Source organism: Paenibacillus sp. P46E (assembly GCF_001909095.1).
Classification (GTDB): domain Bacteria; phylum Bacillota; class Bacilli; order Paenibacillales; family Paenibacillaceae; genus Paenibacillus_AQ; species Paenibacillus_AQ helianthi.
On record NZ_LVYZ01000033.1, the window covers coordinates 218,447 to 242,604 of the forward strand.

The window sequence follows — 24,158 nt, forward strand, 5'->3', positions numbered from 1 at the left end:
CCAGCAGACAGGCGAAAAAAAATGTTACCACAGAACGTCAGCCCGTAAGCTGACCGTCCTATGGTAACAAGGTTCAATACTGAAATCCAGCGCCTTTATCTGGACGAGCCGCGGCCCCCGCGCGAGCCGCCGGAACCGTTGCCACGGCCGCCACGCGATGAGGCATTTCCACCGCCGCTGCGTCCACCCGAGCCAAAGCCGCCTTTGCCGCCCTTGGAGCCGCCGCGTGAACCGCCGCCTTTTGCTGGCGCTGCCGAACTCCAGCCGCCGGCGTCATTGCTGCGGGCCACATTCGCTCTATGCTTAGGGCTGGCCTGAGCGCCGCCCGGGTTATACCCGCTGCCCGAGCCTGCCCCTTTGGAGGCTCCATAGCTGAAGCCTCCGGCATCCGCGCCACGCGAGACATTGGCGCTGTAGCCGCTGCTTGGGCCGCCACCTGAACCGGCGGCCCCTCTGCCGCCGCGCGGGCTGGCGGCATTCCCTCCGGCTGCAGAACCTGCAGCCGGGTTGCTGCGGGCGTCGAAGCTGCCGTAGCCGCCGCCCGTTCTTGGCTTCGCCGCGCTTTTGCCGGCGGGCCCACCGTCCCTTGGCGCAGCCGCGCCATAGGCGCTGCGCTTGCCGCCAGCCGCATCGCCGCGGCTGCGTCCTTCTGCAGGCGCGCCCCAGCCGCCTGCTTCCTTGCCACGGCCGCGTCCGCCCGGCCGTGCTCCGGCCTCAGCGCGCGGTGCTCCGCCGCTGCGCCCCTGGCCACGCCCGCCGCGTCCAGCGCGGGCCGCTTCCGGTGCGGCGTTCTGGCGTCCGCCGCGAGGCGAACCGACGCCGGCCTGTACAGAGGTGAATTCGCCTACGCCGAATTCATCCTTCTCGTACCGGCGGCGGTCCAGCCGCTGGGAAATGCCGTGCTCGATCAGGTCGAGCCCGGCGCGTTCGCGCGGCGAAGAGAATGTGATCGCCAGTCCCTTGCCGCCTGCGCGGCCGGTCCGGCCGATCCGGTGAATGTAGCTGTCCGCATCCAGCGGCAGATCAAAGTTAAAGATATGGGTAATGCCTTCAACGTCCAGACCGCGGGCGGCGACGTCCGTAGCAACCAAAAGCTGCAGCTTAGCTTCGCGGAACCGCTTCATGACCGCTTCGCGTTTACCCTGCGACAAATCGCCGTGCAGCTCGTCGCAATCATACCCGGCCGCTTGCAGCGCTTCATTCAGCTTGGAGACCCGGCGCTTGGTCCGGCAGAAAATAATCGCCAGATACGGACGGTCCCGCTCGATCAGGGCGATTAGCGCCTCTTCCTTGTTACGGTCCGAGCATTCCACGACCTGCTGGCGGATATTGTCCAGTGGAATAGGTGAACCGCTTTTAATAATGATATCCAGCGGCTCTTTCATGTAGTTGCTGGCCAGCCGTTTAATCGGATCCGGCATCGTCGCAGAGAAGAGCATCGTCTGGCGGCGGTAAGGCACAGCCGTAATAATCGTCTCCACATCCTCCAGGAAGCCCATATGCAGCATTTGGTCGGCTTCATCCAGCACGAGCATTTTGACTCCATTCAGATCGAGGGTTTCCCGGCGCATATGATCCAGCAATCTGCCCGGAGTCCCGATAATCAAATGTCTGCCGCCTTCCAGTTTGCGCAGCTGCTTCTCCACGTCCTGACCGCCGTAAACCGCCAGAATCTTCACACCGGTATGGCGTGCCAGCTTGCGTGCTTCTTCCGTAATCTGCAGTGCCAGTTCGCGTGTCGGTGCCATGATGAGCGCCTGCGGATACGCCTGCTCCACACGGATCTTGTCCATAATCGGCAGCAGGAACGCAAGTGTCTTCCCTGTTCCTGTCTTGGCTCTGGCAATAACGTCCAGCCCCTGAACCAGCGGCGGAATGGCTTCTTCCTGAACTGGCGTAGGCTTTACAATCCCCTGACCCTGAAGCAGTCCGTTCAATAATTCAGATACTCCTAATTCTTTAAAACCCGGCATAGTCTCCACCTCACAATTTTCTTTAATGTTGTTCAATTCATAACACTATAGTCATCCATTTTCTGGAGTAATGTAGGCATATTGCACTTGCCGCCAGCGGCTTATAGCCACGTATTCAAGAAGAAACGAATTGCCGTCCTGTGATGGGACGGAACCATTTCAAACAAAAGCGGAAGAACCCCGTCACCCGGAGCCCTTCCGTCTCACTAGCCGCCCTTTGCCCTGCAGATGTGCGGTCCAAGGTTCGGTTTCTGGGGCAGCAGCGATCCACCGGACGTTCAGACGGCATTCCATTTGCGTTCCATTACACTCTTTACGAATAGCTTCTTATAGGATTAAGAAGTTAACCTATATATTGTACTTGATCCAGCAGGGTTTGTGTGCAACTATCGAAGAATATTTATTCGCTAGAATCTCCCCGACTTGAAAATAGAGTACAGCAGCCACAGAATCATCAGCGCGGCAATGACGGAGCCGATCTCAACAATCGGGAAATCCCAGAGCATAGAGGGCTCTCCGCGCAGCGAGGAAGCGACAATCAGACCGGCCATAATGATGCTGAAGGCAAGGAGTACAATGCTGAAGGATAAGCGGTTTCCCACCCGGCTCAGCTTCTGCTCTATTCCCTTCAGCTCCGGCAGCCCGATCTCCACCTTCAGCTTACCCTTACTAATCAAAGAGGACAGTTGTCTAGCCTGGGCAGGCAGCTCCACCAGACTTTCTGCAAGATCAGCGACTCCACTGAGAATCTTGCGCTGTAGGCGGCTGCCGCTGAACCGTTGTCTCACCAGCCGCCTTCCGAAAGGCTCAGCCATCTGCACAATGCTGAAGGCCGGATCAAGGTTACCTACGACACCCTCCAGCGTCAGCATCGTCTTCCCCAGCATCGCCAGATCCGGCGGAATAACCAGCCGGTGCCTGCGGGCGATACCAAAGAGATCGTTCAGTGCCTTGCCGATGCTTACCTGATTGAAAGGAATATCATAATAGGATTCACGCAGCCGGTCCATATCATCGTGCAGTGCCAGCCGGTCGGCCTCCTCAGGGATGACACCGAGCCGCAGGATAGCCCTTACCATAGAGTCGGTATTCTTCCGCATCAGCGCGATAACCAGCGCCGACAGGTTGTCCTTCATTTCTTCGCTAAGTCGTCCCACCATACCGAAATCAATCAGTGCCAGCTTGCCGTCATCCATCCTCATGACATTCCCGGGATGGGGATCGGCATGAAAAAAACCATGGATAAAGATCTGATTCAGCATCATCTCCACGAGCTGCTGGGCAAGCGCCTTCAGCTTCACGCCTTTCTGCTGCAGCTTCTCACGGTGGTTCAGTGTGATTCCTTCCACATATTCCATCGTGAGTATACGGGTAGAACTGTAATCCCAATAAATTGCCGGGATATACACCTGATCATGTTCAGTCAGCTGACTTGCAATCCGTTCTGCATTGCGCCCTTCCTGACCGTAGTCCAGTTCGGCCAGCAAGGCGCGGGAGAATTCCTCGACCATACGGGTAAGCCCGTATTGTTTCGCCCAGTCCATTCTTCTCTCGGCCAGGGCGCTGAGATCCTGAAGAATCTCCAGATCCCTTGTCATGGTCCGCATAACACCAGGACGCTGTATTTTGACCGCTACACTCTGTCCTCCATGCAGGACGGCCCGGTGGACCTGGCCGATGGAAGCTGCAGCGAGCGGGGCATTCTCAAAGTAACTGAACATCTCATCAATAGACTGGTCAAGCTCTTGCTCCAAAATATTGCGTGCAGTTTCTGCCGAAAACGGAGGGACACTGTCCTGAAGCTTCACCAGTTCCTGAATAATGGAATCGGGCAGCAGATCAGAGCGGGTGCTGGCCAGTTGGCCCAGCTTCACAAAGGTTGGCCCCAAATCCTCCAGCACCCGGCGAATCCGCTCCCCGAGTGTCAGACTCTCGTGAACCTCCTGGGTAATCATCCGCCGCGGAAGGGACAGAAGATGGTAGAGGCCGAGTTCTTCCACCATATAACCGAAGCCATGACGCATGAGCGCCATGGCAATAGACCGGTACCGTCCGGCATGTCTTATACGTACCGCCATTTAATCCGTACGCGTTTCCGGCAATGTCTCCTCCGGGGAAGGAGTGCCTTCCAGTTCGGCCACACGGCGCTCCAGAACTGCAATCCGTGCTTCCAGCCCGGCAACGTCACTCTGGACAGGGATCTTAAGCTCTTTTAGCACACGTTCAACCTGCTCATGAACCGCAGACTTGAACATTCCGCGTTCTTCCTCGCCCCGCTCCACAAGCCGGTCCACCAGAGCCTTGGATTCAGACGGAGCAAGCTCGCCCTTTTTCACCAGCTCTTCCACTACCTTCTCTACCTTTTCCTTGCTGACAATGGTGAGGCCTACTCCTAAAGAGATTGCTTTCTTGAACAAATCACTCATGGCACTTTCCTCCCAATGATTCCAGTTATGGATAAAGTATACCCTTTAGCGGACAATTTCACAAAGCCTAAGGCTGCTGAAGCCCGTTGCCGGAATCATTATCTGGGAATCCGTGCTGCCCAGGTGGCTGCCCGGAGAATCAGCTGGCGGATCGCCGGATGGGTGAAGGAAGGCTCATGATGACCAGGCATCAGAAATACCACCCGCCCAAGCCCGAAGCTGTGGCACCAGGCCGCCGGCCGCATTTCACCTTCCGCTTCATACTCAAGCAATATGGTTTTGTCCGTAAATGGATCGAATTCGAAGGTATACGGCTCCTCATCAAGCTGAAAATCTTCAATACCCTCCGTGATGTCATGCTCCAGCACTTTGAAGTTCAGCGGAGCATAAGGCGGATGACCGGTAAATCTGCCGCCGATCAGCTGCGCCAGTTCGTTACGCTTGGCCAGTGAGATTCCGGTATGCAGGACGATCAGTCCGCCGCCGCCGCTTACATAGCTCAACAGACCGGCCGTCTGCTGGGGAGAGACCGTCTCATTCCATAATTCATTGTATGCGATGCACAGATCATACCCGGCCAGATGCTCACTGAGCAGCAGCTTTTTGTTCTCCGAACACTGAACAATCAGCAGATCATTCAGGATTTCACTAATTTGTTTATCCACGCCCTGCAGCGGGTGGAAACGGGGATGGGTATAGTCACCCAAAAGCAGACATTTTCTCTTGTCCATAGGGGGCCTCCTCCTTCTTTCTGTATCTGTAGTTGTAGTTAATAGCGTTGTGCTGCGATGTACTTGCCAAGCTCCACGAACATGCTGCCCATCCGTTCATGCTCAGGCATCACAATTCGCGTTATCCCTTCGTCTTTCAAGGACTCCGAGGTAATCCGGCCTACAGAAACAGCCAGTACCTTGTCTTCAAAAGCCTGCACGAGTTCCTGGAGCTTCCCCTGCTCCCTGGCATACTGGGCCAGAAAGCGGAATTGCGGAGCACTCGTGAAGGCTACAGCATCGACTCTGCCTTGAGCGATATCGTCATACAAAAGAGCAAGCGCTCCCGGCTCCGGAGGGGTATGACGATAAGGCTCCACTTGAAGCACGGACGCTCCTGCATCCTTCAGCCAGGACACCAGATGAGGGGCCGGATCGCCGTGCAGCTGTACCACAACCGATTTACCGCGCAGATTCCAGTCTTTGAGGCCCCGTATCACTCCGGCTGTACTGCCGTCGTCATCGCGCACCTCAGGGTGGAGCCCGCGCTTCTTCAGCGCATTAACGGTCTTATAACCACGGGCCGCTATCGGCGCAGCGGAAAGAACCTCGAGAAAGCGATTCTCCAGCTTCATCTGCAATGCCATATCAAACAGGGCTTCCAGCCCCATCCCGGTGGTCAGAATAGCAAGGTCCGGCGGATGGGCGGTCCAGGCCGTGATTCCCTCCCGGAGCGCCTCATCATCCAGAAACACGGTTCCTTGCGCAGGCCGATGCAGTGCGGTGCCACCCATATTCTGTACCAGCTTGGCCATTTCCTCCGCTTTGCGCGGACCCGCCAGGGCGACGGTAATCCCCTGCAATTGCTCTGCCATATCCTTTCTCCCCCTCATCAGCCCAAACATTATTGCTTATCAGTATACTTGCAAAGGGAGGAAAAAGAAAAGACACAAAGCTATTTTTAGCTTATGGTTTTGTCGAATACAACCTAAAACGTCCCACGAGCTTCTGCAATTCCTCAGCAAGATGACTAAGATCGGCCGATGAAGATGCGATCTCCTCTACTGAAGCGAGCTGCTCTTCAGCAGCTGCAGAGATCGTCTCCGTATTACTGGCTGCCTCCTGGGAGATGCCTTGGATCTCGCTAATGGCTGCCTGCATACTGACTGCTTCTGCTGTCAGTGTGTCGACGGCTCCTTTCATAGCTTCAATCTTCTCTGCTGCCCCCTTAACGGCTCTGCGGATGCGGGAGAAGGAACGCCCCGTTGAATCCACCGCAAGAATCCCCTCCGACACCTTGCCCTGGGCATCCTCCATCGTCACCGTTGCCTGCTGCATCTCTGTGTTAATGGAAGAAATCTGCTCCGCGATCCTACGCGCCGATTTCTCCGATTCCTCGGCCAGCTTGCGGACCTCCGATGCCACAACGGCGAAGCCCTTGCCCTGTTCACCGGCTCTGGCCGCTTCTATGGAAGCATTGAGAGCCAGAAGATTCGTCTGACGGGCAATGCCGGTAATCACACCGACAATCCCGTGAATCTGGCTGGTGCGGCCATTCAGCTTGTCGATTACACCGCTAAGCTCCTCAACCGTTTCATGGATGCCGTTAATTTTGTCCACTACGCTAATCACAGAGTCGTTCCCCTCTGCTGCGGACAGCGAGGTTTTATCCATCATTGCTGATACCTGCTCCATGAACCCGGAGATTTGCGCTACTTCGTTTGCGGTTGCGGCTGTACTCTCGGTTCCTTTGTGCACACTCTGCACCTGCCGCTCCGTGCCTGCCGCTACTTCCTGAATCGCTATTGTTACATGTTCAATGGCCTTGGTTGTCTGTTCGGCCCCGGCGGTCAGTTCTTCTGCGGAGGCTGATACATTGTCCGTCATCTCCTGTACATTGATGATCATATCGCGCAGATTTACGACCATGGTGTGGAAATTATTTGCCAGGAGTCCGATTTCATCACTATGGAAGCCACCAATATCTTGCGAGAGATCTCCCCGGGCAATAATCTCTGTTGCCTTACGCAGACGAGTCAGCGGCTTCAGGATAGAGGACACATTGAAATAGATCAGCACCAGTGCCAGCAGCACCGAGATGGCGATTACGATCAGAGCCTTATCCCGAATTGCGCCCGTAGCGGCAGTCACCTCATCTTTGCTGATGGTCCCCCCGATTCTCCAGCCGGTGAGCTCGTTGACCTGATAGGTCATCTTTTTATGGGCGTTCTTGTAGGTATAATCAAATGAACCGCTCTCCCCCTCAAACATCTGCTTCACGAAATCAAGTGAGGTTTCCTGTCCAATTTTTTCTGTAGGATGTACGAGAAACTTTTTGCTGCTGTCGATAATGAAGATGTATCCTTCCTGGCCCACCTTAATGTTTGTCAGATTCGCCAATTCAGCCAGGTTGAGGTTCAGAGTCATAACTCCTCCGCCATCTTCAAGCACAGCGGAAATCGCTACTGCTGTTTCATTATTAACCGTCTGGAAAGCCGGTGAAATCACCGCTCCCTTCCCGTGCTTCAGTGCATTCACATAAGCGTTCTCCCTGCGCGGGTCATACCCTTCCGGGAACTTGATATCCGCCGCATGCACCATCTTCGCCCGGCTGGTCGCGACATGAATATCCAGCACATCAGGGTGAAGCACGGCATACTCCTTCAACCTTTCTTTTATCGCAGTACTGGCGTCTCCAGACTGTTCTCCATTCAGTGCTGCCGAGGAAACCTTCTTGGCAAAATACTCGATATCATTCATTTTGGATTGAATATTTGCGTCAATGATTTCATTTACCGCCGCTACACTTTCCTTGGCATTGCTCATAAGCTGGTCTTCCACTTTGCTGCTGGCTGAATCGTAGGTTTGCCAGCCTATAATCATGCTCGGTACCAGAAGGACAAGCAAATATGTGGTAATTAGCTTCATACGGATGGTTAATCGGGACTTGAGTTTCATAAATATGTTCACGCTCGCTTTCTTTTGGGTCTTAAGCATGACTTGATCTGTCAGTCTAATATATAATTATCTATCAGCCTAACAAACCCTTCTTTATTTACTAACTCTTCAGTATTATCATACTTATCTGTAGAATTTTCATATAAACACAGCAAAAAGACCGTTTCTATGAAAACGGTCTTTTCTTATATATGTTCATGATTGCCGGATTATAATTTTTCACTCCCAGCCAGTGCTTAAGACCTCTTGACCATTTTGCTTCTGCAGGCTGGACATACCCCTCCGAACACCACATGCGCATGAGTAATCGAATAGCCTGTCTCCTCACTGACCTTGTCTGTCCATTCCTGTGGTACCTGGGTCATGACCTCATCCACCGCTCCGCAAACCTCGCAGAGGATATGCTGATGGTCATCGAGACGGGCATCATATCGGCTGGCGGCCTCACCCAGCTTCAATTCGCGGATCAATTGTTTGTCCGACAGATAGCGCAAAGAGTTATATACGGTCCCATAGGCGAGATTATGCCCCTGCTCTACCAGCCGGTTCATTACTTCTGCGGCAGTGGGGTGGTCATGTGAACCCCGGACAATATCATACACGGCTTGACGCTGGGAGGTCAGATTCAGGGTCTTCATCTTTATCATCCTCTAGTTTATTTTTAGATCAAGTATAAGTCTAGAGGATGATATAGTCAATCCGGCAGGGCAACACACAGAAATACCGCAATTTCATTAGGCATGCTCCCTTCACCTGGGTTTCTTTTGGCAGGAGTGTGGTAATAAATGAAATGAGTCTTACAGTAATGGAGGAAACTAACATGAAGGAGAATAGGATGAACAGCACACCACAGTTCCCGCAAAGTCTTCCACAATTTCCGCAATCATTCTGGAGAGCCAGCAGCGAAATCCCTTCCTTTCCACCTCTTGCCGAAAACCACGATACCGATGTTGCGATTGTCGGCGGCGGAATTACCGGGATTACCACGGCCTACCTGCTGACCAAGGCAGGATATAAGGTGACGCTGCTGGAAGCGGGGGAACTTTTTGCCGGGACTACCGGATTCACAACCGCCAAAATCACCGCCCAGCACGGGATGATCTATCATGATCTGGTCAAGGATTTCGGGGAAGACGCAGCCCGGCTCTATTTCCAGTCAAACAGTGAGGCACTGGAGTGGATTATCCAAACGGCGCAAGAACTGAACCTGTCCTGCGGACTTACACGCGAAGCAGCTTATCTCTATGCCGATAAGGACGATGAGAAGACGCTGAAGCAGCTGGAGGCAGAGTTCGAGGCCTATGGCAAGATTGGGCTTCCGGGGGAGTGGAAGGATCATATTTCGCTTCCCCTGAGGGTTGACGGTGCCATTAAGCTTCCGGGCCAAGCCCGTTTTCATCCGCTCCACTATCTTAAGGGACTGCTGGACGTTATTGTGGATAAGGGCGGGATGATCTACGAGCATACGATGATTGGAGAACAAGTGGACAAGGATGGCGGCATGCTTACACTGCATACCGAACAAGGAAAGCTTACCATCAGCTGCAGACATGCCGTGTCCGCATCCCACTTTCCTTTTTATGACGGCGGCGCCCTATATTTCTCCCGTCTGCATGCGGAGCGCTCCTACTGTCTGGCTATTGAACCGGAAACCGACTATGAGGGTGGAATGTATCTAAGTGCGGGAACTCCCGCCCGTTCTCTGCGGGCAGTGGAATGGAATGGCAAAAAGCTGGTCATTGTCGGCGGTGACAACCACAAAACCGGACAAGGCATCTGCACCTTTGGCCATTATGAGAATCTGGAGAAGTTCGCCGGGGAGCTACTGGGCATCCGGGGTATTCCCTTCCGGTGGTCGACCCAGGACCTGGTCACTCTGGACCGTGTGCCTTATATCGGCAAAACAGCCGAGGATGAGGAAATCTATATCGCCACCGGCTTCCGTAAATGGGGCATGACCACCGGAACCCTGGCGGCACGCCTGATCGCAGACGGCATCCAGCGGCACAGCAATCCGTACACAGAACTGTACGACCCCTCGCGCTTCAAGGCCCGGCCTTCGATCAAAAACTTCATCGTCCAGAACGCCAATGTCGCCAAGGAGCTGGTCGCAGGCAAAGTAGAGATTATCCATAAGAAGACGCATGATCTGAAGCAGGATCAAGGTGCAGTCGTCTTTCATGACGGCAAGCGGGTTGGGGCCTACCGCGATCCTGAGGGACATCTGCATCTGGTGGACAGAACCTGCACTCATATGGGCTGCGAAACGGAGTGGAACGAGGGAGAACGCTCCTGGGACTGCCCTTGCCACGGCTCCCGCTACTCTTTTGAAGGAGAGGTGCTGGAAGGTCCGGCGACACTTCCGCTCACCAGGCTGGAGTCCGGGGAGTAAGCTGAAGCAGACCCCTCCTGTCTGAGACGTGATTCTCCCTTCCCGCTCGGGTATAATGGGAGCTGAATAGCAGCCCTATTAATAAGCATTGCAAAGGAGCGTGACGTTAGATCATGGATTTGAGAGGAAAAAGTATTGTCATTACCGGTGCCGGCAAAGGGATCGGCAAAGCTCTGGCTATGGCACTGGCCAAAGAAGGCGCAAATCTGGGGCTGATCTCCAGAACAGCGGCTGATCTGGAGGCACTGAGATCGGCGCTGACCGAAGTGTATGATGTCAAGGTAAGCATTGCAGTGGCAGACATTGCTGTGCGCGAGGAAGCAGAGCGGGCCGTAGTTGCCCTGCAGAATGACCTTGGTGCGTTCGATGCGCTGATCAACAATGCGGGTATCGCCAAGTTTGGTACTTTTCTTGAGATGGACCCAGCAGATTGGGAACGCCATATGCAGATTAACCTCTTTGGCAGTTACTATGTGACCCGGGCCGCTCTGCCGGCCATGATTGAGCGCAGCAGCGGCAATATCATCAACATTTCTTCCACAGCCGGAGAGCGGGGCTTTGCCACCGGGTCTGCTTATTGTGCTTCCAAGTTCGCGCTCATGGGCATGACTGAAGCGCTGGCACAGGAAGTCCGTAAGCATAACATCCGAGTGGTTGCACTTACCCCAAGCACCGTTAACACCGGACTGGCGGAGAATGCAGGCCTGAAGATCGGCGACGAGGACCGGATGATGCAGCCTGAGGATGTAGCCGAGCTAACGCTGGCCGCCTTGAAGCTGCCGGACCGTGTCTTCCTGAAAACTGCAGGAATATGGACTACTAATCCACAGTAAACGGGAGAGTTAACCTTTCGAAGGAGGACTGGACATGATCGTAGTAACGAATACCATTAAGGTAAAAGAAGGTCACGGAGATGGCCTGGCCAGCCGTTTTGGCCAAGCTAATGGCGTACAGGACATGCCTGGGTTCATCCGCCTGGAGGTATGGCACGGCACGCCCAAGGACGGTGTAGAAGAACTGAAGATATGCACCACATGGGAGGATGAGGATGCCCTCAAGGGCTGGACCACCAGCCCGGCCTTCCGCGAGTCTCACCGCGGCGCCGGCAAGAACGAGAACATTATTGAAGCCTCGCTCGACAAATACGAGCTACTGCTCAGCCGTACGCCAGGAGAGTAGGCTTCCGGGTGGCGGAAGGGGTGCGGGTCAGACCTCATCGCGCAGAAGCGTTGTTGGGTTCAGTTCCGGCCTCGGCCCACCCAATAACGGCGTTTCTGCCGTTGTTGGCTTCAGTTCCAACCTCGGCGCGCCCAACAACGGCGTTTCTGCCGTTGTTGGCTTCAGTTCCGGCCTCGGCGCGCCCAATAACGGCGTTTCTGCCGTTGTTGGCTTCAGTTCCGGCCTCGGCGCGCCCAATAACGGCGTTTCTGCCGTTGTTCAAGCCACTGCCAAAACAGGGATGCCCCGCTGACCTATACGGTTCAGCAAGGCATCCCTTTGTATATCCAATAGTATCGGAGACGCCAGGTCACTCCTTACTTAAGGCTCCTGACACCCCATCTCCAATATGTCCAGATACTTATCAATCCTCGCTCACTGACAGTGTCCGATCCAGCTCCTTATGCTTGCCAGGCCAGAAGGACCAGCGGCCCAAGAGTACAGTAATCGCGGGCACCAAGAACGGGCGGACTATAAAGGTGTCCAGCAGCACCCCAATGGCGGTGATGATGCCGAACTGCACCAGCACTTGAATCGGCAGGCTAGCCAGCACCGCAAAGGTTCCGGCCAGAATGAGCCCGGCTGAAGTGATAACCGATCCGGTTTCATTTACGCCCTCGGCAATGGCTTGCTTCAGCGGCATGACCTTACGCTTTTTCCAGATGTTCGAGATCATGAAGATGTTGTAGTCCTCCCCTAGCGCAACCAGGAACACGAAGGAATATAGCGGGATCGCCCCCTGAATGGCGTCTGCCCCCATAATATAATGAATAATAATCCAGCCCAGCCCAAGCGCAGAGAAGAAGGACAGGATTACAGTAGCTACCAGATAAACTGTTGCTACCACAGACCGCAGATAGATTAACAGCAGTATGGTGATCATCCCGATCACGACAGGAATAATCAGATCTGTATCCCGTTCTCCGAGCTCCTTGGTATCGTACTGTGTAGCCGTTTGTCCGCTGATCCATACGCTGTCCTTGGCGTTGTCCAGACCGGATTCAGCCAATGCCTGTTCGGTAGAAGCCTGTAGCGCAGGAATGTGATTCATGGCTTCCAGGGAATACGGATTGCTCTTGAATTCAATATCATAGCCGAGAATATTCTTGTTAACTGCCCCCGGCTGCGGATCGGACACCTTATCGATATAAGAAATGCCGCTAAGGACAACCTTGATATCTTCTCCGTTCACCTTACCCTGTGTATCAATCATCAGCTTGGCCGGAGCCAGCTCACCGGGAGAGAACTGCTTGCCGATCAGGTCAAAGCCCTGACGCGACTCCATATCCTTCGGGAAGGATGAGAGGATATCATAAGTAAACTTGATCCCGCTGGAAAAGGACGCGAGGATACCCAGAAGGACCACCGTTATGCCAACAATCGCCCAAGGGCGGGAAACAACCAGATCGCCGATTCCTCTTTTGCGGGTGGGATTGGGCTGCGGAGCCGGCTTGCCTTTGGCCTTTGCCCGGGCAGCTTCCATCTGCGGAGTGCGCGGGATGAACGGGAAGAAGGACGTCCGGCCAAAGATCGCCAGCAGAGCAGGCACCAGCGTCAGACTGGCAATCCCCATAATCAGAATCGAGACGCTGAACGGAACTGCAAACCGGTGGTACGCACCATATTTGGCCAGCAGCAACGCAAACAGCGCCAGCACAACGGTAAATCCGCTCATCGCGATCGCACCGGAGGAATGGGTGATCGCACGCAGCAAGGCGTGGCCCTTATGCTCCTCCACCTTCAGCATCTGACGGAACCGGGAAATCAGGAACAGGCAATAGTCTGTACCCGCGCCGAACAGCAGAACAGTCATAATCGAAATCGCCTGCGAATCTACGGTGATCCAGCCCTCCTGGGCCATTTTACCGAGCACAGGGCTGGTAACTCCATAAGCAAAGCCAACCGCTACCAGTGGGATCAAAGCCAGAATTGGTGAACGGTAGATCAGCAACAGGAACACCAGCACCAGCACAACCGTTGCGATCAGTAAGGACACGTCGGCGTTCTGAAACAATCCTGTGGCATCGACGGAAATCCCTACCGGTCCCGTTACCCGAAGGCTCAAATCCTTACTGTCTGTCGCCGCCGCAGCCGGGTCGCCGCCCGTTTCTGCGGTTATAATCTTTTTCAATGCTGTTAAAGCTTCACCGAGTTGGTCGCTGTCAGCCGTCTTATCAAATAACACAGGAGTGACCAGCGTGCTGCCATCCTCCGACAACGAAGCCTTCAGCGCCTGCGGCGGCAGCTGTCCCAGCGGAGGAACATAGTTCTGATGTGCCAATGGCTGCTGCTCAAGCTTACTGTAGACAGCAGTGATATGTACAAGGTCCTCCTCAGACATTCCGCCTTCCCTATGCCATACAAGCAAGGCAGGAACGCCGCTGCCGGCCGGGAACTCTTTTTCTGCAACCACAGACGCACGTACCGACTGCGAGTCTCCAGGCAGGTTCGACGCGTTATTCAGCTCCTGTGAATTCACCGAAGGCCATAACATGGTGAGTGCTCCTATGACCGCAATCCAGACAACAAGGGTAATCCATTTGGTCTTACTGCCTGCCACCCATTTTCCGTAGCCTGACATTCCTTTCATCCTCTCTTCGTACCCAACGGCATCAAAATGAACCGCGGGTCATTTTTATTACCTTTATCATATATACCCTAAAAATTTTAATCAAACCTTTTTTTCAAAAGATCTAAATATTCATTTATGAACAGCCTATATCTCTATATTTAACTGCAGACGCTGCGCTGAATCAGATGTTTTTTGTCATTTGTGTGCACATCAAAAAAGCCCCCCATTCACAGCAAGTAACTAGCCTGCTGGAAGGAGGGGCCTCTCGTGCGGCAACTGCCGCAACTGATGAAACTATCCGGTGTATATTATGAGCACTGATTAACCAACATCAGGCAGTCCCTCATCGGAGAACTGGCTGTTGTACAGATCGGCGTAGAATCCGCCTGCTTCCAGCAATTCCACATGAGAGCCTTTTTCAATGACACTGCCCTGGTTCATCACGAGGATCAGATCGGCGTCACGGATGGTGGACAGACGGTGGGCGATGACAAAGCTCGTTCTGCCTTTCATCAGCGTATTCATCGCTTTCTGAATTTGCACTTCGGTCCGTGTATCGACGCTGCTTGTCGCTTCATCGAGAATCAGAATGGTAGGATCGGCCAAAATTGCCCGGGCAATGGTCAGCAGCTGCTTCTGCCCCTGCGAGATATTGGACGCTTCTTCGTTCAGGATAGTGTTATAGCCCAGCGGCAGTGTACGGATAAAATGATCGGCATGCGCCGCCTTAGCGGCCCGCACCACATCGGCTTCCGTAGCCCCTTCGCGTCCATAAGCGATATTCTCACTAATGGTCCCGTTGAACAGCCACGTATCCTGGAGCACCATACCGAATTTGCTGCGCAGCTCGCTGCGCTTCATATGGGTAATATTGACACCGTCAATGATAATCTCACCGCCGCTGATTTCATAGAACCGCATCAGCAGGTTGATCAGCGTGGTTTTGCCGGCACCGGTAGGTCCTACAATGGCAATGGTCTGTCCAGGGCTGACTTCAATATTCATGTCTTCAATAAGAATGGCATCTTCTTTGTAGCCAAATTTGACATGACGGAATTCAACAGAACCTTCTTCTGCATCTGCCGGACGTTTGGCCAGGGAAGTACTGACTTCAGGAATTTCCTCTTCTTCATCCAAAAGCTCAAATACACGTTCTGCCGAGGCAATCGTCGATTGAATAATGTTGGCAATATTGGCCGTTTGCGTAATCGGCATAGTGAACTGGCGCGAATACTGGATAAATGCCTGAATATCTCCGACATCAATAATTTTCTTGGTGACAAAAATACCGCCGACCACACAGACCAGCACATATCCCAGGTTCCCGATGAACATCATCAACGGCATGATAATCCCGGAGATGAATTGTGCCCGCCAGCCGGAGTCATAGAGGGAATCGTTAATTTTATTGAACTCGCCCAGCGAGTGCTTCTCACGTCCAAAAGCCTTAACGATGCGGTGACCCGTGTACATTTCCTCCACATGCCCGTTTAACTGGCCCAACGATTTCTGCTGGCCGATGAAGTAGGTCTGTGAACGTTTGCTGATCCCCATAATTACCGCAAAGCTCAGCGGCAGCGTAATTATGGTAATCAGGGTAAGCCAAGGACTGATGGTCAGCATCATAATAATGACCCCGATAATCGTTACAATGGCCGTAATCAGCTGCGTCAAGCTCTGCTGCAGCGTAGTGCTGATATTGTCTACGTCATTGGTCGCGCGGCTCAGAATTTCCCCGTGAGTACGGGAATCAAAATATTTCAGCGGCAGCCGCTCCAGCTTGCTGTTGATCTGCTCGCGCATATCAAAAACAACCTTTTGCGCCACACCGGACATCACATACTGCTGTATATAGCTAAACAATGCGCTGAACAGATACAGAGCGCCCAGAATAATCAGAATATCATTAATATAGCCAAAATCAATCTTGGCACCCGGCACGCCCATCAGCTTGCCATATGCGCCTTCAAATAATTTGGTTGTCGCTTTACCCATGATTTTCGGACTGAAAATACTGAATACCGTACTGGCAATCGCCATAACAAATACGATAATGAGCTGCAACTGACGCGGCCGCAGATAGCGGATCAGACGGCGCAGCGTCCCTTTAAAATCCTTGGCCTTTTCAGGAGGCAGTCCCATACCCGGACCGCCCGGACCGCGGCCGCCGCCGAACCCGCCTTGCCGGCGGGGAGCCGATTTGCTTGCACTATTCTGTTCACTCATGCTATTTCCTCCTCTGACAGCTGCGAGGATACGATCTCGCGGTACACTTCACTGTTATCCAGCAACTCGCGGTGTGTGCCCATTCCGGCAATCCGGCCCTCATCTAGCACAATGATCCGGTCAGCATCCATAACCGTGCTTACCCGCTGGGCAACAATTACTACTGTCGACTCCGTAGTCTCACCTTTGAGTGCGGCCCGCAGCTTGGCATCGGTCTTGAAGTCAAGCGCCGAGAAGCTGTCGTCGAACAGATATACCTCAGGTTTTCTTACCAATGCACGCGCAATGGATAGACGCTGCTTCTGGCCGCCGGAGACATTGCCCCCGCCTTGGGAAATTTCCGAATCGAAGCCTTCTTTCATGGCGGAGATGAAGTCAAAAGCTTGGGCGACTTTGGCCGCATGGATAATTTCTTCGTCCGTGGCGTCTTCTTTGCCGTAGCGGATATTCTCATTAACCGAACCCGTGAACAGTACAGCCTTTTGCGGGATATAACCAATCTTGCTGCGCAGTTCCTCCTGCGTCATGTCACGCACATCCACTCCATCTACACGCACTGCACCTTGGTCCACATCATAGAATCGCGGAATGATGCTGAGCAGAGTGGATTTACCTGAACCTGTACCTCCGATAATCGCAGTAATCTCACCGGGCTTCGCACTGAAGCTGATGCCTGAGAGCGCCGGCTGTTCGGCACCGGGGTAGGAGAACGATACGTTGTCGAATTCTACATAGCCATGCATGTTGTCCCGTCCATCCTTACGGGTAGCATTGGCAGTGGTTTGGAGCTGTCCAGCGGTTGGATCTGTAATTTCAGGCTGCATATCCAGCACCTCGTTAATACGAAGCGCAGAAGCAGACGCCCGGGGAATCAGCACAAACATCATGGAGACCATGATCAGAGAGAACATAATCTGCATGGCATATTGAATAAAAGCCATCAGCGAGCCGACCTGCAAATCGCCGTCCCCAATCCGGATACCGCCGAAATACAGAATGGCAATCATCGAGAAGTTCATGACAATCATCATCAGAGGCATCAGACCTGCCATGATTTTATTAACCTTGATAGCCGTATCCGTGAGATCTTTATTGGCTTCTGTAAACCGCTCGTTCTCATGATTGATCCGGTTAAAGGAACGAATGACCCGAATACCGGTCAGATGCTCGCGCAGCACACGGTTCAACTTATCCAGCTTAACCTGAATCGCTTTGAACAGCGGCAGCCCCTTCATCCCTATGAAAAGAATCGCACCCACCAGCAGCGGAATAACGACCACAAAGATCAGGGAAAGCTTAGCATCCTCCGATACCGCCATGATGATCCCGCCGATCATCATCATCGGGGCACCAATCATCATGCGGAGCATCATTGTCAGTACGGTTTGTACTTGTGTAATATCATTGGTAGTACGTGTAATCAGCGAGGCTGTTCCCAGCTTGTCAAATTCATGCAGGGTGAAATTCTCCACATGATTGAACATTCGTGAACGGGTATTCTTGCCGAACCCGGCAGCGACTTTGGCTGACAGGTAACTGGCTATGATGGAGCATAAAGCTCCTCCAGCGGCAACCAGCAGCATGAATCCGCCGATTTTCCAAATGTAGCTGCGGTCTCCTTGTACAATCCCTTTGTCGACAATGTCACTCATTAGGGTAGGGAGATACAGATCGCCCATGGACTGCAGGAATACAAGGATCAGCACGGCTGCGATAGCCAGCTTAAAGGGCTTCAATTGTCTCATTAATTTAATCAAGTTTCTCATCTCCGTTCATTTGTAACCGGTCCAAATTGGGCGGCGGATTGTCCTCAACGAATCTGCGCACCTTCAGCAGCAGCTCCGCCAGTTGATCGCTCTCGTCTTCGCCCAGATACTCCACCAGGTGATTTAACGTCTGGTTCATGTGATCCTTTGCCCTGCGGGTAATCATTTCCCCCTGTTCCGTCAGCTTGATCCGGACGACCCTGCGATCGGTTGCATCCGGCATTCGTTCCACCATGTGCTTGGCCTCTAGGCTGTTAATCAACTGTGTGACGGTTGGGGGCGTCAGTCCCATGTAACGGCTGATTTCAGAAACCTTCAGTCCCACAGCACCTTCATGCGACCTTTTTGCGATAGATATTAATAAAGTCATCTCACTTGGCTTATGGCCCTCTACCGTGTGCTGCCAGTGTGTTTTGCGCAACTGCCGGAGTGCGGCAAAAAGCTTGTGTGCGACTGGATTTTCATGATTTATCCCAATGCTTCCACCTCGATTTTAATTAGGTAACCAAATTATTAAATACTATATTAATTAGGTTACCTAATTATATTTTCGGTTCTGCACTTTGTCAATTCATGAATGCGTTATCAATTATTACGGAACGAAGAACACTTTTATAAATATCAAGGACACAAAAAAAACCGCCAGAGTTGGCGGTCAGTTGCACTTGCTTGTCCAGCCTGAAATGGATCTTAATAACCCATTCCATGCTCCATTGTTGTAAATGATCCGCCTGTCGATCCTGTGGTTTCATCAGGCACTCCGGGTCCGATCAAGATAAAGCTAAATAATGCCAGAACGCTGAATGCCGTTAACAGTGTTTTCTTCATTTTTTCTCAGCTCCCTTATGGTTTCACCATATTTCTTCTGTTGCTGTTCCGTAGCATAGTTCCTGTACGTCTCAAATAAAGTTACACAATCAATCACGTTGCCCGCACCATTCAGCCGAATGGCCAAATGAAGAGACTGAAGAATAGTCTCTACTCCTTGATTATACTGCCCACGGTCCAGAAGGTACATCGAAATCTGGTAACGCAGACGATATAACCGGTCAATATTAATAGGGTCCATAAATTGCTCAAAGCGCACCATTTCACGGGAAAACTGCGCCAGCACTTTATCGACAGAGAAACCGTAACGGTTCGCAGCCTCGACAATAACTACCAATCCGGGCAAAATCTCACCAGGGTTGTTGGCCAAAAAGGCCGAATATGCCGGAAGAGCCGCTTTATTGCCTACCATCATCTCCAGTGTAAAGCTGTTGGCTACTGCAAAAAGGCTGAAGTCCTTAACCACTTCCCGTCCTTCATCATCCAACATTTCAAACCAGCTTAGGTCGGCATATCCGGCGGTATACTTCTTCGCTTCCTCATATTTACCTTGTTTGGTAAGTGCGGTTGCCTTAGCCAGATAGCCATGACCATAATAGATGACCAGAGGGCGTTCTAAATCCAATTCTTCCTCGCGTCTCTTTGATTTCTTCCGAAGTTGTTCCCTGTAAATCCCATTGGCCAGCGCTCTCAATTCGTCGGCGAACTTCTCTACGTCCTTCCACTTATGGAGTGTGAAGCAGACGTTAGCCAGCTTCAGCAGTCCATCCAGCTGCATCTTCTCCGGAAGACGCCCGCGAAAGGGCTCAAAGGTAATGACCGCACGGAGCTGCTCCTCTTTATCTACTATGGATTCAAGCGACTTGAAGATGCGGTATTGGCAAATAGCCATTCGTTCGGAATAGCCATCCAGCTCGTTATCTACGATAATCCGGTAAAAAACCAGTGATTCTTGAATCTTCCCGCCTGTAAACAATTTCTCTGCCACAGAGTACAGGATATCCAGTGGCTTGGGGTACTCCATAATCCGGTTCAGAGCATCTTCAACACAATGCATTTTGCCGATTTCTGCACACCGGATCAAAAAAGGTTCTATTCTTCTGCGGGAAATCCGCTCCTCACTGAAGCATTCGTCCACATATAGCGGATACAGCCATCCTTCAGGAAATCCGAAGGCTCGGGTGACTGCATCCAGTTGCCCCAGAGACATCGGCTTAGGAGGATTCCCGTGCAGAATTGCACTCAGACTTCCGCGGTTCAGGCCGGAAACCTTGGCAAACGAAGCGAGGTTATGGCCCGAGCGGGACAGATGCTTCTCAATTTCGGAGCGTATGGTCTTCAATTTTGCCTCCACCCGGCACCTCCTCCGTCAATTTCAAGATGAACCTTCTATTAATTGACATTATAGGTGAAGCTTATAGAAAGCACAACAAAATGACCCCAACAAAATGGGGCCATTATTTTCGTAAGCTTATATCCAGAGACAAACTACTGCTGCAACGCAGCTTTATTGCGTATTCTCTGGCTATTGGTATTCTTTCCGAAGGCGTTCACAGTGTTCTTGCGGCTGCGCAGACTCTCCATCATTTTGTTCTGGGCAAGTACAATATAACCGTCCAGCCGTTGACTGAGCTCCAGGACTACATGATCGCTGAGACTGCGCTCCTGTGCAACCTCCAACAATTCACACCTAAGACTCTCTATAGTAATAAATAACTCATCTTCTCTATATTCTTTTCCAAGTTCAACCGGAGAATTTTGGTAAAGGTTCACGGTTACTCACCTTCTCTCTATCAACTTCTCCCTTATCATAATTCATGATGCCAAAAAACATATTTTGAAAAAAAAGAAAAATATGTCGATCATCACATAAGTAAAACTTTCATGATTGTGGCCATTCTTCTCCCCCGGGCGGGAGGTAGCGCTCTCCCAGAACCCCCATGGCAAAATGAATCCATTCGCGTGCCGCAAAGGATAAATAGCGGTCCCGGCGCCAGATCATGCCCAGCTGCCAGGGAATAACCGGCTCGGTCAGCGAAACCACAGAAATACGTGTGCGGTCCATATCCCGGCAGATGGTCTCCGGCAGAAGGGCGATGCCCATTCCCGCTTCAACCATCCGGCTGATCAAATCCCATTGCGAGCTCTCATAGACGACCTTCGGCTGAAAGCCCACCTTTACGCACTCCTTAATAATCCGGTCATGGAGGGCGAAATCCTCCCGGAACAGCACAAACTCCTCCTCCGCCAGTTCCCGGAGCGGCACAGAGGCAGCTCCTGCCAAGCGGTGGCCTGCCGGCACTAACAGCTCCAGTTTCTCCTCTACAAAGGTGAAGCAGTGGAACAATGCTGTATTTACCGGCAGTACAATTGCACCGATATCGAGCAGCCCGGTCTCGACATCATCCTCCACCTTTTTGGCTCCATCCTCATGCAGGCGGATCGTGACCTCCGGGTAGCGGCGGTGAAATTCGCCGATGACTGCCGGGAAGAAGCTTGCACCCACCATGGGCGGCAGCCCGATCCGGATGTGCCCCTTCTTCAGATTGCGCAGACTGTCCAGCTCTGAAGACAGGTTCACGAACGATTCCACGATATTCTGCGCTTTGGCCAGAAGGATCTCCCCTGCATCTGTTAGACGAATGCTCTTCCCTTCACGGTAAAAGAGGTCGGCTCCCAGTTCCACCTCCAGACCCCGGATCATTTTGCTAATGGTGGGCTGCGAGATGTACAGCGATTCTGCCGCTTTGGAGAAGCTGTTCAGCCTGGCAACCTGGACAAAATACTGCAGCTGGCGGATATCCAAATTTTTCGCCTCCATGTATAGATGAATGGAATGTCAGTTATTCGATCTATTCATTTTACCTATGAAAGAAAAGGATGTAAACTTTCAGTAACAAGGGAAGCACACGCTGCCCTCTGAACGAAAGGAGCGAAGCCTTATGAAAAAGCTTGGCATAGGCTTGCTGCAGGTAGCTGGACTCACCGTATTTTCGATGCTGGTTAATTCTTTAACCCCATATCTCCATATTCCCATTCCCGGAAGCATCATCGGCATGATCCTTTTATTCGCACTGCTGGAATCCGGTATCATCCGTCTGAATTGGGTAGAAGTTGGCGCTTCCTGGCTGCTTGCCGAACTGTTGCTGTTCTTCATCCCATCAGCTATAGGTGTTATGAAATATTCGAAGCTGCTGGAGGCAGACGGTCTTCAAGTGCTGGGAGTTGTGCTCGTAGGCACTTTTGCCGTCATGGCCAGCTCAGGGCTGCTAACGGGAGCCATATTTAAAGTAAAGGAGCGTAGAGGCTCATGATGACCGGACTGCTTTTGCTTGCAATGACTATCGCTGTGTATCTGCTGGCGAAGCGAATCTATGCTGCCAGCGGCAAAATGTATACTTCTCCGCTCATCATCACGCCATTGTTGATTATCAGCTTTCTGCTGATGACGGGAATTCCCTATGAATCCTACAATGCGGGAGGCAAATGGCTATCGGATCTGCTGCAGCCGGCAACCATCGCCTTTGCAATCCCTCTTCATAAAAACTTCAAGGTACTCAAAAAGCACGCCGCCGAAATTGCGGCAGGCGTGCTGTCAGGAACGGTTATGGCCGTGCTCTCCTCGATGCTGCTGGCCAAATGGCTGCATCTAAGCGGCGACCTGGCAACCAGTCTGGTACCTCGTTCGGTGACTACACCGATCGCCATGAGTATCTCGCAAAGCATCGGCGGCGTTCCCAGTATTACGGCAGTATTCGTAATTCTGACAGGCGTTCTGGGTACACTGATGGGGCCTTCCGTCCTTCGCCTCTTCCGCATTGACAACGAAATTGCGCGCGGTGTATCGCTGGGAACCGCCGCGCACGGTACGGGCACCTCCAAGGCTTTCGAGCTGAGTTCGCTGACCGGCACCATCTCCAGTATCGCGATGATTCTGACCGCGCTGTTCTCCATAGGGCTTGCGCCGGCGCTCCTCGCGGTTTTCCTCCACTAGGCCGCCCCGGCTTGGGCCACAAGACCTGACCACTCGCAGAGTGGTCAGGTCTCTTTGTGTGCATGAACTTGCTAATTCACGGTCTGTTCTTACAGTTTCACCGGCAACCCGCTCTGCGCTGATTCATAAGCTGCACATGTCACCTTTAGCGTCTTGTAGCCGTCTTCGTAGTCACTGAGAATACGCGACCGGTCGCCGGTCCGCACGGCATGCAGAAAGGCTTCGCTCTCCACCTCGTAGGGGTTGCCTGAATTGGCATATTCCTGGCTGTCACCGCTGCGAACCTCAAGCAGACGCTCCGGATTCCAATCCAGCATTCCCTTGTCATTATAAAAGCTAAGTCCTACCCGGCCTACTTCACCCGGAAGCACACAGGTATTTGAGATATTCGCAACAATACCATTGTCCAGCTTCAGCGACACCGTCCCTACATCTGCTACCGTTACGCCCTCATGCTGCTCATGCATGATGCGGTTGCCGAACATAGCGTAGACCTCCGTCACCTCTCCGCCAAGATAGCGAAGCAGATCGACGATATGGGTGGTCTGCTCGGTAAATTGTCCACCCGACTGCTCCTGATCGCGCCACCAGACTACACCCGGCATACCGCCCATCCATTGTCCGACAATCATCCCCACCTTATCACCGCTGAGTGATTTCTTCAGCCGGGCAATATTCTCCTGATAGCGGAAGTGGTAGCCAACGGAGGTCAAGAGTCCATGCTCCTTAATATCCTGCAGCAGACTGGCCGGAATCTCCGTACTCGAGCCCAGGGGCTTCTCCACGAAAAATGGGATGTCCCTGCGGATCAGTGCCCGCTCTATCGTTCCATGAGACTGGGGAGGCACACAAACATACACCGCGTCCAGCTTGCGGGCATCCAGCATCTCTGTAATTTCCCCATACCCTTCCGCACTGTAGGCACGAGCCATCTCTTCGCCTTTTTGCTTAGTGCTGCCGCAGACGGCCTGGAGCTTCACATCTTCCATTCCAGCCAGCAGGTCGGCATGCACCTTGGAGAACCAGCCCGTTCCTACAATCCCTATATGAAGTGTCATCATTTTACCTCCCGTAATTCTGGATGTATACCTTTTC

20 protein-coding genes are annotated in these 24,158 nt (G+C 52.6%); 5 read left to right on the forward strand and 15 right to left on the reverse strand.

Annotation, left to right across the window (positions count from 1 at the left end; all coding sequences use genetic code 11):
• Positions 1 to 95: 95 nt before the first annotated feature.
• From A3849_RS10525 to A3849_RS10555, 7 genes are all read right to left on the reverse strand, one after another.
• Complete coding sequence (locus A3849_RS10525) at positions 96 to 1,973, reverse strand: DEAD/DEAH box helicase (protein WP_083613446.1); 1,878 nt, start codon at positions 1,971 to 1,973, stop codon at positions 96 to 98.
• A gap of 407 nt (positions 1,974 to 2,380) precedes the next feature.
• The gene (locus tag A3849_RS10530; protein ID WP_074111347.1) at positions 2,381 to 4,051 is read right to left on the reverse strand and encodes an ABC1 kinase family protein; all 1,671 of its coding nucleotides are present in this window, start codon (positions 4,049 to 4,051) and stop codon (positions 2,381 to 2,383) included.
• On the reverse strand, positions 4,052 to 4,399 hold the full coding sequence (locus A3849_RS10535; RefSeq protein ID WP_074111348.1) for a phasin family protein: 348 nt from the start codon (positions 4,397 to 4,399) through the stop codon (positions 4,052 to 4,054).
• Positions 4,400 to 4,497: 98 nt separating this feature from the next.
• Positions 4,498 to 5,130 (reverse strand): ThuA domain-containing protein, encoded by a 633-nt coding sequence (locus A3849_RS10540; RefSeq protein ID WP_074101983.1) that lies wholly within the window; start codon positions 5,128 to 5,130, stop codon positions 4,498 to 4,500.
• Positions 5,131 to 5,168: 38 nt separating this feature from the next.
• Positions 5,169 to 5,984, reverse strand: a complete 816-nt coding sequence (locus A3849_RS10545; protein ID WP_074111349.1) for a uroporphyrinogen-III synthase — start codon at positions 5,982 to 5,984, stop codon at positions 5,169 to 5,171.
• Between the two features lie 91 nt (positions 5,985 to 6,075).
• Positions 6,076 to 8,067: a methyl-accepting chemotaxis protein gene (locus tag A3849_RS10550; protein ID WP_074111427.1), complete on the reverse strand. Its 1,992-nt coding sequence runs from the start codon at positions 8,065 to 8,067 to the stop codon at positions 6,076 to 6,078.
• A 236-nt stretch (positions 8,068 to 8,303) separates the two neighbouring features.
• On the reverse strand, positions 8,304 to 8,705 hold the full coding sequence (locus A3849_RS10555) for a Fur family transcriptional regulator (protein ID WP_074111350.1): 402 nt from the start codon (positions 8,703 to 8,705) through the stop codon (positions 8,304 to 8,306).
• A gap of 197 nt (positions 8,706 to 8,902) precedes the next feature.
• Between A3849_RS10555 and A3849_RS10560 the strand changes: the two genes are divergently transcribed.
• From A3849_RS10560 to A3849_RS10570, 3 genes are all read left to right on the forward strand, one after another.
• Positions 8,903 to 10,459 (forward strand): FAD-dependent oxidoreductase, encoded by a 1,557-nt coding sequence (locus tag A3849_RS10560; RefSeq protein WP_074111428.1) that lies wholly within the window; start codon positions 8,903 to 8,905, stop codon positions 10,457 to 10,459.
• 113 nt (positions 10,460 to 10,572) lie between these two features.
• Positions 10,573 to 11,292, forward strand: a complete 720-nt coding sequence (locus A3849_RS10565) for a 3-ketoacyl-ACP reductase (protein WP_074087374.1) — start codon at positions 10,573 to 10,575, stop codon at positions 11,290 to 11,292.
• 34 nt (positions 11,293 to 11,326) lie between these two features.
• Entirely contained in the window at positions 11,327 to 11,638 is a 312-nt protein-coding gene (locus A3849_RS10570) for an antibiotic biosynthesis monooxygenase (protein ID WP_074111351.1), read from the forward strand.
• Positions 11,639 to 12,041: 403 nt separating this feature from the next.
• Here the strand turns inward: A3849_RS10570 and A3849_RS10580 are convergent, their stop codons facing one another.
• From A3849_RS10580 to cidR, 7 genes are all read right to left on the reverse strand, one after another.
• On the reverse strand, positions 12,042 to 14,267 hold the full coding sequence (locus tag A3849_RS10580) for an MMPL family transporter (RefSeq protein WP_074111353.1): 2,226 nt from the start codon (positions 14,265 to 14,267) through the stop codon (positions 12,042 to 12,044).
• Between the two features lie 303 nt (positions 14,268 to 14,570).
• Complete coding sequence (locus A3849_RS10585) at positions 14,571 to 16,475, reverse strand: ABC transporter ATP-binding protein (protein WP_074111354.1); 1,905 nt, start codon at positions 16,473 to 16,475, stop codon at positions 14,571 to 14,573.
• Positions 16,472 to 18,232, reverse strand: a complete 1,761-nt coding sequence (locus A3849_RS10590; protein ID WP_074111355.1) for an ABC transporter ATP-binding protein — start codon at positions 18,230 to 18,232, stop codon at positions 16,472 to 16,474. Before A3849_RS10590 ends, A3849_RS10585 begins: the two co-directional genes overlap by 4 nt.
• Positions 18,225 to 18,611: a MarR family winged helix-turn-helix transcriptional regulator gene (locus tag A3849_RS10595; protein ID WP_083613448.1), complete on the reverse strand. Its 387-nt coding sequence runs from the start codon at positions 18,609 to 18,611 to the stop codon at positions 18,225 to 18,227. The genes A3849_RS10590 and A3849_RS10595 overlap by 8 nt, the downstream gene beginning before the upstream one ends.
• Positions 18,612 to 19,022: 411 nt before the next feature.
• The gene (locus A3849_RS10605; protein WP_074111358.1) at positions 19,023 to 20,423 is read right to left on the reverse strand and encodes a DNA-binding protein; all 1,401 of its coding nucleotides are present in this window, start codon (positions 20,421 to 20,423) and stop codon (positions 19,023 to 19,025) included.
• A gap of 134 nt (positions 20,424 to 20,557) precedes the next feature.
• Positions 20,558 to 20,842, reverse strand: a complete 285-nt coding sequence (locus tag A3849_RS10610) for an aspartyl-phosphate phosphatase Spo0E family protein (protein ID WP_074111359.1) — start codon at positions 20,840 to 20,842, stop codon at positions 20,558 to 20,560.
• Positions 20,843 to 20,951: 109 nt separating this feature from the next.
• Positions 20,952 to 21,875, reverse strand: a complete 924-nt coding sequence (gene cidR, locus A3849_RS10615) for a cidABC operon transcriptional activator CidR (protein ID WP_143191782.1) — start codon at positions 21,873 to 21,875, stop codon at positions 20,952 to 20,954.
• A gap of 136 nt (positions 21,876 to 22,011) precedes the next feature.
• Between cidR and A3849_RS10620 the strand changes: the two genes are divergently transcribed.
• Both A3849_RS10620 and A3849_RS10625 read left to right on the forward strand, forming a co-directional pair.
• Positions 22,012 to 22,383 (forward strand): CidA/LrgA family protein, encoded by a 372-nt coding sequence (locus A3849_RS10620; RefSeq protein WP_074111361.1) that lies wholly within the window; start codon positions 22,012 to 22,014, stop codon positions 22,381 to 22,383.
• On the forward strand, positions 22,383 to 23,063 hold the full coding sequence (locus A3849_RS10625) for a CidB/LrgB family autolysis modulator (protein ID WP_074111429.1): 681 nt from the start codon (positions 22,383 to 22,385) through the stop codon (positions 23,061 to 23,063). Before A3849_RS10620 ends, A3849_RS10625 begins: the two co-directional genes overlap by 1 nt.
• Before the next feature lie 89 nt (positions 23,064 to 23,152).
• On the opposite strand, the gene A3849_RS10630 is transcribed toward A3849_RS10625, so the two are convergent.
• Positions 23,153 to 24,121 (reverse strand): Gfo/Idh/MocA family protein, encoded by a 969-nt coding sequence (locus A3849_RS10630; protein ID WP_074111362.1) that lies wholly within the window; start codon positions 24,119 to 24,121, stop codon positions 23,153 to 23,155.
• Positions 24,122 to 24,158 lie beyond the last annotated feature (37 nt).

Coding starts and splice junctions, on each gene's coding strand:
- A3849_RS10565 (WP_074087374.1), top strand. CDS start 10,573: ATGGATTTGAGAGGAAAAAGTATTGTCATTACCGGTGCCGGCAAAGGG.
- A3849_RS10530 (WP_074111347.1), bottom strand. CDS start 4,051: ATGGCGGTACGTATAAGACATGCCGGACGGTACCGGTCTATTGCCATG.
- A3849_RS10585 (WP_074111354.1), bottom strand. CDS start 16,475: ATGAGTGAACAGAATAGTGCAAGCAAATCGGCTCCCCGCCGGCAAGGC.
- A3849_RS10550 (WP_074111427.1), bottom strand. CDS start 8,067: ATGAAACTCAAGTCCCGATTAACCATCCGTATGAAGCTAATTACCACA.
- A3849_RS10525 (WP_083613446.1), bottom strand. CDS start 1,973: ATGCCGGGTTTTAAAGAATTAGGAGTATCTGAATTATTGAACGGACTG.
- A3849_RS10570 (WP_074111351.1), top strand. CDS start 11,327: ATGATCGTAGTAACGAATACCATTAAGGTAAAAGAAGGTCACGGAGAT.
- A3849_RS10555 (WP_074111350.1), bottom strand. CDS start 8,705: ATGAAGACCCTGAATCTGACCTCCCAGCGTCAAGCCGTGTATGATATT.
- A3849_RS10580 (WP_074111353.1), bottom strand. CDS start 14,267: ATGAAAGGAATGTCAGGCTACGGAAAATGGGTGGCAGGCAGTAAGACC.
- A3849_RS10545 (WP_074111349.1), bottom strand. CDS start 5,984: ATGGCAGAGCAATTGCAGGGGATTACCGTCGCCCTGGCGGGTCCGCGC.
- A3849_RS10595 (WP_083613448.1), bottom strand. CDS start 18,611: ATGACTTTATTAATATCTATCGCAAAAAGGTCGCATGAAGGTGCTGTG.
- A3849_RS10630 (WP_074111362.1), bottom strand. CDS start 24,121: ATGACACTTCATATAGGGATTGTAGGAACGGGCTGGTTCTCCAAGGTG.
- A3849_RS10560 (WP_074111428.1), top strand. CDS start 8,903: ATGAACAGCACACCACAGTTCCCGCAAAGTCTTCCACAATTTCCGCAA.
- A3849_RS10620 (WP_074111361.1), top strand. CDS start 22,012: ATGAAAAAGCTTGGCATAGGCTTGCTGCAGGTAGCTGGACTCACCGTA.
- A3849_RS10535 (WP_074111348.1), bottom strand. CDS start 4,399: ATGAGTGATTTGTTCAAGAAAGCAATCTCTTTAGGAGTAGGCCTCACC.
- A3849_RS10540 (WP_074101983.1), bottom strand. CDS start 5,130: ATGGACAAGAGAAAATGTCTGCTTTTGGGTGACTATACCCATCCCCGT.
- A3849_RS10625 (WP_074111429.1), top strand. CDS start 22,383: ATGACCGGACTGCTTTTGCTTGCAATGACTATCGCTGTGTATCTGCTG.